Source organism: Actinomyces israelii DSM 43320 (assembly GCF_000711965.1).
GTDB classification, from domain to species: Bacteria; Actinomycetota; Actinomycetes; order Actinomycetales; family Actinomycetaceae; genus Actinomyces; species Actinomyces israelii.
Genome location: NZ_JONS01000004.1, coordinates 157,171 through 167,077, shown reverse-complemented (window position 1 = coordinate 167,077; position 9,907 = coordinate 157,171). Strand labels below are relative to the sequence as shown.

At 69.5% G+C, this 9,907-nt stretch carries 10 protein-coding genes and 2 pseudogenes; 9 read left to right on the top strand and 3 right to left on the bottom strand.

What is annotated here, in order from left to right; all coding sequences use genetic code 11:
• Positions 1–215 (bottom strand): annotated as a pseudogene (locus tag O145_RS03320) (helix-turn-helix domain-containing protein); the annotation flags it as partial.
• A 9-nt stretch (positions 216–224) separates the two neighbouring features.
• Complete coding sequence (locus O145_RS03315) at positions 225–674, bottom strand: hypothetical protein (protein WP_156966578.1); 450 nt, start codon at positions 672–674, stop codon at positions 225–227.
• Positions 675–868: 194 nt separating this feature from the next.
• Between O145_RS03315 and O145_RS03310 the strand changes: the two genes are divergently transcribed.
• From O145_RS03310 to O145_RS03280, 8 genes and pseudogenes are all read left to right on the top strand, one after another.
• A complete protein-coding gene (locus O145_RS03310; RefSeq protein WP_043559701.1) occupies positions 869–2,023 on the top strand; it encodes a Gfo/Idh/MocA family protein in 1,155 nt (384 codons plus the stop codon).
• A 38-nt stretch (positions 2,024–2,061) separates the two neighbouring features.
• A pseudogene (locus tag O145_RS17010) lies at positions 2,062–3,018 on the top strand (sugar phosphate isomerase/epimerase family protein); the annotation flags it as partial.
• 136 nt (positions 3,019–3,154) lie between these two features.
• Positions 3,155–4,024 carry a sugar phosphate isomerase/epimerase family protein gene (locus tag O145_RS03300; RefSeq protein WP_084682337.1) on the top strand — a complete coding sequence of 290 codons (870 nt, stop codon included), beginning with the start codon at positions 3,155–3,157 and terminating at the stop codon, positions 4,022–4,024.
• 64 nt (positions 4,025–4,088) lie between these two features.
• Complete coding sequence (locus tag O145_RS03295) at positions 4,089–5,150, top strand: LacI family DNA-binding transcriptional regulator (protein ID WP_084682336.1); 1,062 nt, start codon at positions 4,089–4,091, stop codon at positions 5,148–5,150.
• Between the two features lie 162 nt (positions 5,151–5,312).
• The gene (locus O145_RS18880) at positions 5,313–6,083 is read left to right on the top strand and encodes an MFS transporter (protein WP_229118314.1); all 771 of its coding nucleotides are present in this window, start codon (positions 5,313–5,315) and stop codon (positions 6,081–6,083) included.
• The gene (locus O145_RS18875) at positions 6,032–6,625 is read left to right on the top strand and encodes an MFS transporter (RefSeq protein ID WP_229118313.1); all 594 of its coding nucleotides are present in this window, start codon (positions 6,032–6,034) and stop codon (positions 6,623–6,625) included. Before O145_RS18880 ends, O145_RS18875 begins: the two co-directional genes overlap by 52 nt.
• A 76-nt stretch (positions 6,626–6,701) precedes the next feature.
• Positions 6,702–7,736 carry an NAD(P)-dependent alcohol dehydrogenase gene (locus O145_RS03285; RefSeq protein WP_043559696.1) on the top strand — a complete coding sequence of 345 codons (1,035 nt, stop codon included), beginning with the start codon at positions 6,702–6,704 and terminating at the stop codon, positions 7,734–7,736.
• 128 nt (positions 7,737–7,864) lie between these two features.
• Complete coding sequence (locus O145_RS03280; RefSeq protein WP_084682335.1) at positions 7,865–8,605, top strand: helix-turn-helix domain-containing protein; 741 nt, start codon at positions 7,865–7,867, stop codon at positions 8,603–8,605.
• Between the two features lie 44 nt (positions 8,606–8,649).
• Here the strand turns inward: O145_RS03280 and O145_RS03275 are convergent, their stop codons facing one another.
• The gene (locus tag O145_RS03275) at positions 8,650–8,973 is read right to left on the bottom strand and encodes a hypothetical protein (RefSeq protein WP_043559685.1); all 324 of its coding nucleotides are present in this window, start codon (positions 8,971–8,973) and stop codon (positions 8,650–8,652) included.
• A 282-nt stretch (positions 8,974–9,255) separates the two neighbouring features.
• Here O145_RS03275 and O145_RS03270 point away from each other — a divergent pair, with 282 nt between their 5' ends.
• On the top strand, positions 9,256–9,873 hold the full coding sequence (locus O145_RS03270; RefSeq protein ID WP_043559682.1) for an L-threonylcarbamoyladenylate synthase: 618 nt from the start codon (positions 9,256–9,258) through the stop codon (positions 9,871–9,873).
• Positions 9,874–9,907 lie beyond the last annotated feature (34 nt).

Here is a 9,907-nt window from a genome sequence, read left to right as displayed (position 1 = left end):
ACCACGGAGCCCATCCTGTATCTCCGCCATTCCGACAGCCACTCACGTACCGTCCCCTCGGCCCGCTCGACCATCTCCGCGATAATATCCAGGCCGACGCCGCGGGCAGCGTACACAATCGCCTCCGCCTTCATTCTCACCAGCCTGTAGGTGTCTGAGCGCTTCTTCCACCTGATGAGGATGTCCCGTTCCTCGTCCGTCATGTCGATCTGCATGAGGTTGTCTTATGCGAGGTGCTCCGCAGACGCCAACCAGGAATCCCGCAGCAGTTGCCCCAGAATGCCATTTTGTTTAATTCCGGCCATAATGAGGTAGAGCAGGACGTTGCCGACTCCCCCCAGCACCAGGGGCAGGCGGCGGGGGATCCTCCTGCCACCCAGGCCGGGCACCCGGCGCGGCACCCTCTCCCCCCACGGCCGGCACAGCCCCACGCACGCCACGGCGGCGCCGACCTGGACGGCCTCCAGGGCGAGGACGTAGATGATTCCGCCCGCGCTGTCCCGATAGAGGTAGGCGTCCCCGAAGCCCACGTCCGCCCCGGCCATCATGACCGCCCGCCAGCACACCGAGGGCAGGGCGCATCCCAGGCAGGCCCAGCAGGCGACCCTGGCCCAGGGCCGGGATGGGCGGCCAAGCGCCTCGGAGCGCGCTGGAGCATCCGTTCTAGAACTCATGTTCTCATTCTAGGACGCCGCCCGCCGCTCGCCCGCCGTGCGGGTACGCCCGTCGTCCGCTGGGCGCTACTGTCGCAGAGCGCCCTGCAAAGGGGCTTGCAATCAGATCTAGAGCGCTCTGGTCTAATGCTGTCGGCGCGGCGCCCGCCGATGAGCAAGAGACCACCACCCGCCCACGAAGAAGTGACACCATAATGAACGTCAAGAGCGCGCGCACCATTCGCGTCGCCGTCGTCGGGGCCGGCCCAGCCGGTCAGGCGCACGCCTTCGGCTTCCGCAACGCCGGCATGGCCGACGCTCTCGCCGGCGTCGAGGTCGTCCTCGACACCGTCGTCGACCCCGATACCGCCCTGGCCGAGACCGTCGCCCGCCGCTACGGATTCGCCCGCACCGCCGCCGACGTCTCCGAGATCCTGGACAACCCCGAGATCGAGGTCGTCTCGGTCGCGCTGCCCAGCTTCCTGTCCGTCCCCGTCCTCGGCTCCCTGCTCAGGGCGGGCAAGCACGTCCTGGGCGAGAAGCCGCTCGGACGCTCCGGCGCCGAGGCCGCCGAGCTGGTCGAGATCGCCGACCGGACCGAGTCCGTCGCCGCCGTCGGCTTCTCCTACCGCCGCCTTCCCGCGGTCGCCCAGCTGCGGGACGCCGTGAGGGACGGCTCCATCGGCACCCCGTACTTCGCCCGCGCCCACTTCCTCTCCGACTACGCCCTCGACCCCTCCAGCCCCATGGCCTGGCGCTTTGACCGGGAGGTCTCCGGAGGCGGCACCATCCTGGACATGGCCACCCACACCATTGACGCCCTGGAGTACGTGCTCGGGGACGTCGGCGAGGTCCTGGCCTGCACCCTCGACACGACCATCACCCGCCGCCCCGGCGAGGACGGCCAGACGCACGAGGTCACCAACGACGACACCGCGCTGATCTCCCTGCGCTTCGCCGGCGGGGCGCTCGCCTCCATCCTGTCGAGCCGCGTCGGGGCGGGCTGCCCCATTGAGCTCGGCCTGGAGGTCTTCGGCTCGACCGGCCACGTCCGCTACGCCTTCAACCGCCCCAACGAGTGGGTCCTCTACCAGAAGGATCTGGGCGAGCCCGGAACGGACGCCCCTCGCACCATTATCCCGGGGCCCTCCGCCCGCTACTTCACCGACACCATGCCCATGGCCGCCCGCGGCAACGCCACGGGCTACGGCGAGGCCTTCGTCGCCCAGATGCAGGAGCTCCTGCGGGCCGTCGTCGCCGGAGAGCCGATGGACACCTCCTTCAAGGCCGCCGCCCGCACCATGCGCGTCGTCGACGCCGCCCTCGCCTCTGCCTCCGAGCGGCGCCCCGTCCTCGTCGCCCGGGCCTGACCGCCCAACGACATCCAAGACATCCAAGGAGCAGCACCATGAAGCTCGGCCTGTTCACCTCCTGCCTCCACGACCGCGACCTCGACGGCGTCATCGACGTCGCCCATGAGCAGGGCCTGACCAGCCTGGAGCTCAACTCCGGCGGCTTCTTCCGCGACTACCACATCCACGTCTCAGCCCTCCTGGTCTCCCAGCACGCCCGCGACGAGCTCATGGGCCGACTCGCCCGCGAGGGCATGAGCCTGACGGCCCTGAACTGCAACGCCAACCCGCTGCACCCCGACCCCGAGGTGGGGGAGCGCCACAAGCGCGACATCGACGACGCGATCGAGCTCGCCTCGATGCTGGGCGTGGCGACTGTCGTCGTCCAGTCCGGCAACCCCGGCGCCGAGCCCGGCGCAACCGTCCCCTCCTGGGTCGTCTCGCCCTGGGACTCGGTCTACCTCGACGTCCTGGACTACCAGTGGGGCCTGGCCGTGCCCTACTGGAGGAGGGCCGCCGCCCTCGCCGGCGGCAAGGGGGTCAGGCTGGCCATGGAGATGCACCCGCACCAGCTCGTCTATAACCCCGCCACCCTCGAGCGGCTCATCGACGCCACGGGCGCGGACTGCCTTGGCATGGAGATGGACCCCTCCCACCTGTTCTGGCAGGGCATCGACCCGATCGAGACCATCCGCCGCTTCGGCGACCGCGTCTTCATCTCCGCGGCCAAGGACACGAGGATCTACGAGGAGAACCTGCGCAGGAACGGCTTCCTCAACAACCTGTGGCGCCGTGCCGAGGGCCCGGACAGGGTCGCCTTCACCGGCCGCTACAGCGCCAACGACTACCCGCTCGACCCCAGCTACGAGTTCGTCGCCGTCGGCCGCGGGCACGACACGGCGTTCTGGGGCCGGTGGCTGTCCGCCCTGAACGACGTCAACCCCTTCATCGCCGTCAACATTGAGCACGAGGACCCGCACATGGGCCGCATCGAGGGCCTCGCCTACGCCGCCGACTCGCTCAGGAAGGCCGCCGATCTCGCGGGCATCGGCTTCGAGCCGCCCGCGCGCCGGAACCGCCACCGACCCGATCACCACCCCTCCGACAAGCAGCACCGAGATCAAGACGAGATCAAGAAAGGCACCGACAATGAAGATCGCAATGGATCCCTTCGAGATCCGCGGGGACACCCTCGCGAACTACTTCCGCCGTACCGCGGAGACCGGCTTCACGTACGTCGAGTTCTCCCAGCGCGACGACTTCTGGCCCTACTACACCCATCCCACCGCCAACGACGAGCAGGTCCAGCGGGCCAAGAGGCTCCTGAGGGACTACGGCCTCGAGCTCGCCTCCTGCCTGCCGCTGTACCGCTGGTCCTCCCCGGACGAGGACGAGCGCCAGGCCGCGGTGCGCTACTGGAACCGGGCCATCGACATCACCCTCGAGCTCGGCTGCAACCAGATGAACTCCGAGTTCTCGGGGCGTCCCGAGCAGCCCGAGCGCTCCGAGGCCCAGTTCTGGAAGTCGATGGACGTCATTATCCCCCGCATTGAGAAGGAGGGGATCCTACTCAATATCGAGCCGCACCCCGACGACTTCATCGAGGACGGCATCCGCGGGGTCGACATGGTCCGCGCCATCAACTCCAGGAACGTCGGCTTCCTCTACTGCGCCACCCACACCTTCCACCAGGGCGGCAACATGCGCGAGATCATGGAGTACGCGGGCAAGGACCTGCGCCACGTCCACATCGCCGACTCCTTCGACCACCGTGCCTCGGGCGGCGGGCGCTACATCTCCAACCCGCCCGGCAACCCCGCCCGCGTCCACCAGCACAACCCGATCGACGCGGGGCTGGGCGAGGTCGACTGGGACGACTTCTTCCAGTGCCTGGCCGACATCGGCTTCGACGGCATCGCCACCTGCGCGGTCTTCTCCTGGGCGGAGAGCTTCGACGCCGACGGCCCCGGGGAGCTGAAGAAGATCAGGGACCGCTTCGCCAGGGTCGGCCTGCTGTGAGCCCGCGCCGCGGGCGGCCGGCGGGCCCGGGTCGTGAGGCGGGCGCCGGGGCCTTAGGATCGCCGTGAGCGGCGACGCCGTCGGGTGCTCCGGCCACCAGGGGCCCGACGGCGCCGCCATCCGGCGGACCGAGGAGCGCGGCGTGGGCAGGCAACCGACCATGGAGGACGTCGCGCGCGAGTGCGGCGTGTCCCGGGCGCTCGTCTCCATCGTCTTCCGGCGGGCTCCCGGGGCCTCCGAGCGGACCCGGGCCAGGGTGCTGGAGGCCGCCGAGCGCATCGGCTACCGCCACAACCTCATTGCCGCACGCCTGGCGTCGATGTCGACGCGGACCTTCGGCGTCTTCATATTCGACATGCGCAACGCCCTGACGGCCGACGTCTTCGACGGCATCCAGGCCGAGGCCGACTCGCGCGGCATCGGCCTGGTCACGGGCGTCTCGGACCCCAGCGGCGAGCGCGACGAGCGGACCATGCGGGAGCTCCACGCCGCCAGGGTCGACGCCGTCCTGCTCATCTCCGCCGCCATGCCCGGCGACCACCTGCGTGAGATGAGCGGCTTTGTGCCCGCGGTCTCCCTCACCCGCCGGGTCGACGGTCTGGACTCGGTGGTCGGCGACGACCGGGCGGGCGGGCGCATGCTCACCGAGCACCTGCTGTCCCTGGGGCACGAGCACATCGCCGTGCTCGGCCCGACCTGGAGCCCCTCGGACCGCGTCCTCGGCCACGAGGGGGCCATGCGCGCGGCGGGCCTGGCCCCCGAGGTCGTCGCCATCGGGTACGACGCCGATGCGGTCGCGCGCGCCACGCGCGAGCTGCTGGGGCGCCCGGCGGGGGAGCGGCCCACCGCCATCATGGCGCACAACGACATCGCCGCCTACACGGTCCTCGACGTCGTCGACTCCCTCGGGCTGGCCGTGCCCGGCGACGTCGCCGTCACCGGCTACGACAACCTGCGCACCTCCGCGGGCAGGCGCATGGACCTCACCAGCGCCGATCAGCACGCCCACGAGCTCGGGCGCCGGGGCGTGGAGGCCGCCTGCGCCCGGCTGGAGGATCCCGACGGCGAGCCGACGACGAGCGTGCTGGCCCCCGACCTGGTGGTGAGGGGCTCCTCGGGGGCGTGATGTCTCAGAAGACCGGTGACAAGGGACTCCCCGGGGCCGCGGCGGGCGACGGCGCAAAAAAGTACCAGCACCGGGCACGCGCACCCGTCGTCTGCTGAAGGCCGTCGCGGCACTGTTGAGGTGTCGCGGAACGGGCCGCGACCGAGCACAACGGAGTGACTGATGCAGCGCCTAGCACCACCCAGAATCCTCGTCGCAGGACTCGTCGCCATCGCGGTCTTCATGGCCGGTGACGGCTTCGAGCTGACCTTCCTGTCCAAGTACCTCGTCTCCCTCGGCCTTGCGGCCGCCCAGGCGTCCAGCGTCATCACCGCCTACGGGCTCATGGCGGCCCTGGCGGGCTGGGCCTCGGGCGTCCTCGCCGAGACCTTCGGCGTCCGCCGCATTATGCTCATCGGGGCGGGCCTGTGGATCGTGGTTCACCTGCTCTTCCTGGTCGTCGCCATCCCGAGCGGCTCCTACCCGATCATCCTCCTCGTCTACGCCATCCGCGGGCTCGCCTACCCGCTGTTCATCTACTCCTTCGTCGTCCACATCACCCAGAAGATCCCGGCGGCCACCCGGGCCTCCTCCATGGGCTGGTTCTGGACCGCCTGCTCCGTCGGCGTGGGATGCCTCGGTTCCTGGATCCCTGCGCGCACCGTCCCGGCCGTCGGCGAGTATCGCACGCTGTGGTTCTCGCTCGCCTGGACCTTCACCGGCGCGATCATCTGCCTGCTCCTCGTCGCCAGGGGAGAGCTCCGGCGGAAGACTCAGGGGCTTCGCGACACGCTCGTCGAGCCTCCGCGGGCGTCACCATCCTCGGCCGCAACCGGCAGATCGCCCTCACCGCCGTCGTCCGCGTCATCTGCAATCTCAGCCTCTACGGCTTTCCCGTCATTATGCCGCTCTATCTCACCGACACGGCCTACGGGGATGGCTGGTTCACCATGAGCCAGTGGATGACGATCTGGGGCATCCAGTTCGCCGTCACCGTCTTCGGCAATCTCTTCTGGGGATGGATCGGGGACCGCTTCGGCTGGATGCGACAGATGCGCTGGTACGGGTGCTGGTTCTGCGCGGCCGCCTCTCTCGCCTTCTACTACGTGCCCCGGGTGCTCGGCTCGAACGTCGTCGCCCTGGCCATAGCCGCCGTTCTGCTCGGCATGGGTGTGACCGCCTTCGTGCCGATGGGCGCCGTCTTCCCGGCTCTTGCACCCAAGGAGCAGGGCGCGGCCATCTCGATCAACAACCTCGCCTCGGGCCTGACGACCTTCGCCGGGCCGGGGCTGGTCACCCTGCTCCTGCCGTTCATCGGAGTCGGCGGCGTGTGCTGGACCTATGCCGCCCTCTACCTCGCCGGATCCCTCATCACCATCTGGATCCGCCCGTCCCAGCCGGGTTTCGACGAGCGCGGCCGCCGCCCGCGGACCGCGGACGCCTCCGCGCCGGCCGCACAGACACCGGCCCGCGTTCTCGTCGAGGCTATAGCCTGAGGCCGGTTCCGACTCCACCGGTCTCCCACCGCATCACCAACCCCGCACCGATCACCACTCACCGAGGAGTAGAATCATGAAGGCCGTCGTCCTTGAGAAGCAGCACGAGATCAGTGTCCGCGAGGTCCCCGGAGACCTCGTGTGCGGGCCGGGACAGCTGCGCATCGCCCCGCACACCGTCGGCATCTGCGGCTCCGACGTCCACTACTACACCCATGGCCGCCTTGGGCGCTACGTCGTCGAGGCACCCATGATCCTCGGCCACGAGGCATCCGGCATCGTGGCCGAGGTCGGCGAGGGCGTCGAGGGCTTCGCCGTCGGCGACCGCGTCGCCATGGAGCCCGGCGTGCCCGACACCAGCTCACGCGCCGCCCTCGCCGGCACGTACAACGTCGACCCCGCCGTCTCCTTCTGGGCCACTCCGCCGGTGAACGGCTGCCTGGTCGAGGAGGTCATCCACCCGGCCGCCTTCACCTACCACCTGCCCGAGCACATCTCCTTCGCCGAGGGCGCCCTCATGGAGCCGCTGGCGGTGGGCATGCACGCCGCCACGAAGGCGCACATCCGGCCGGGCGACACGGTGGCCGTCTCGGGCGCCGGGACGATCGGCCTGCTCACGGCCTCCGCGGCCCTGGCCGGTGGCGCCTCCAGGGTCATGATCTCCGACGTCTCCCCGGTCAAGCTCCAGATCGCCTCCTGCATCCCGGGCGCCATGCCCGTCGACCTGCACGAGCGCCGGCTGCTCGACGTCGTGAACGAGCAGACCGCGGGCTGGGGGGCTGACGTCGTCTTCGAGTGCTCCGGCCACCCGAGCGCCTACGCCGACCTGTGGCGGATCGGCGCGCCCGGTAACCGGACCGTCATCGTCGGCATTCCCGTCGACCCGGTCTCCATCGACATCACGGAGGTGCAGGCGCGCGAGACCACCATTGAGAACGTGTTCCGCTACGCCAACGTCTACCAGCGCGCGATCGACCTCGTCGCCGCCGGGAGGATCAGCCTCGCCCCCTTCATCACGGAGACCTTCGACATGGACCACGCCGTTGACGCCTTCGACCGCGTCGCCGAGGGGCGACCCGGCGACGTCAAGATCCAGATCACCGTCAGCTGAGCAGGCGGGACGGGCCGAGGAGGACGAGCGCGAATGAGCGGCACATACTCCTCGGCCCGTCTCCGCCATGCGGCCGTTCCCACCGGGAGCCCGGGCACAACCTCCTCATTGTCGCCTCGCACGGACAGATGATGGCCGGTGACCGCACGCTCGACTTCGCTCCCGGCCAGGTCACACTCATGGGGCCGCATCTGCCCCACAACTGGCTCTCCGACCTGGCGCCGGGGGAGAGCCTGGCGCGGCGAGACGTCCTGTGCCAGGTTCTGCCGGAGCGGCTTGCCGAGGCGGCGCAGACTCTGCCCGAGCTGGCGGCCTTCGAAACGCTTGTGGACAGGTCGCGACGCGGCATTGTCCTGACAGGGGCCAGCGCCGCGCAGGCGGCCGAGCTGCTCATCGCCATGGGGCGTCAGCGGGGGCTCGGCCGGCTCGGCCTCCTCCTCGCCCTCGCCGAGGCCTTCCTGAGGGCCCCTGAGCGGGAGTGGAGCCAGATCGTCTCCAGGGGCTACGTCCCCAGCTTCAACGACGTCATCGCCCAGCGCGTCAACAAGGTCCTGAGCTACATCGAGGAGAACCTCGACGGCGAGCTGTCGATGGAGGAGGCGGCGTCCCGTCTCGCCATGAGCCCCTCCGCCTTCTCCCGCTTCTTCCGCGCCACCGCGGGGCTCACCTTCTCGGCCCTCGTGCGCCGGCGGCGGATCGCCCGGGCGTGCCACCTGCTGCGGCGCACCGATCTGCCTGTTGCCCGTATCGCGGGCCTCTCCGGCTACACCAACCTGGCGAGCTTCAACCGGCGCTTCAAGGACGAGACCGGGACGACGCCCACCGGCTACCGGCGGACGCAACGGGCCGCCCTCGGATCAGGCGGCTGATCCGAGGGCGTCGGGCCGTGGTCGTGCGGTGCCCGGGACGCCCCTCAGGCCGCGTGCGCGCAGGTGGGGCAGGTGCAGTCCTCGCAGGTGCACGAGGAGCAGGAGTCGTCGCAGTGCTCGCAGGAGCAGACGTTATGGTTGCAGGTGGGGCAGGTGCAGTCCTCGCAGGTGCAGGTCGCGCAGGAGTCCGAGCAGTGCGGGCAGCTGCAGGTGTCGCACTCGTCGTAGTGGCCGTTGTCCTCGTGGTGGAGGTGGCCGTTGTGAAGGTAGTCGACGTGGTCGTTGTGGATGACGGCGAGGTGACCGCAGCTCGGGCCGTGGGTGTGGCGGTGGGCCTCGGCGGGACGGTGCTCGGTCGTGGTGGTCATACGGGTCTCCTTATCTCGGCGCAGCACTGAGCGGCTGCGGTCCTGTTCTTCAGAACAATAAGATGAGGTTCGCCCGAGCGCCAAACATGAAAATGCCTCTCAGCTGCTAATGGAGAAGAGGTGGAGAATCGTTACACGTAATGCGGCCCTGAAATGCGAGTCATTTTCATGAGTTTGCCGATCCGCGGGAGCCGTGGTCGGAATCATGCGACTCGCGTCCCGTGAGAGGCGGCTCCGCCTGTCGGCTACCGCGGCGAGAGGATCTGGAGCACAATGAGGCCCATGTCGCGATACATAGAGCTCCATCCCGTCGACCCGCAGGCCCGCCTCGTTGACAAGGTCGTCACCGTGCTGCGCGAAGGCGGCCTGATCGCCTATCCCACCGACTCGGGCTACGCCCTGGCCTGCGCCCCCGGGAACAAGGAGGGGCTGGACCGCATCCGCGCCATCCGTCAGCTCAACGACAAGCACAACTTCACCTTCGTGTGCGCGAGCTTCGCCCAGGCAGGCCCTGTGGCGATCGTGGGCAACAACGCCTTCCGCCTCATCAAGCGCCTGACCCCCGGGCCGTGGACCTTCATCCTCAAGGGCACCAAGGACGTGCCCCGGATGACCCTCAACCCGAAGAAGCACACGCTGGGCGTGCGCATCCCCGACCACGCCATCACCCAGGCGCTCGTCGCCGGTTTCGACGCCCCCATCCTGTCATCGACCTTCATCCGGCCCGGCCGGACGGAGCCGGAGAGCTCGGGGTGGGAGATCGAGGACGCCCTGGGCCACCTCATCGACGTCGTCATCGAGGGCCCCGTGGGCTCCACCGAGCCCACCACCGTCGTCGACCTGACCAGTGACGTTCCCGAGGTCGTGCGAGAGGGAGCGGGGGACATCGCCCTGCTGTGACCGAGGCGCTGCCGGGGCCCGGAATCGGCGCTCC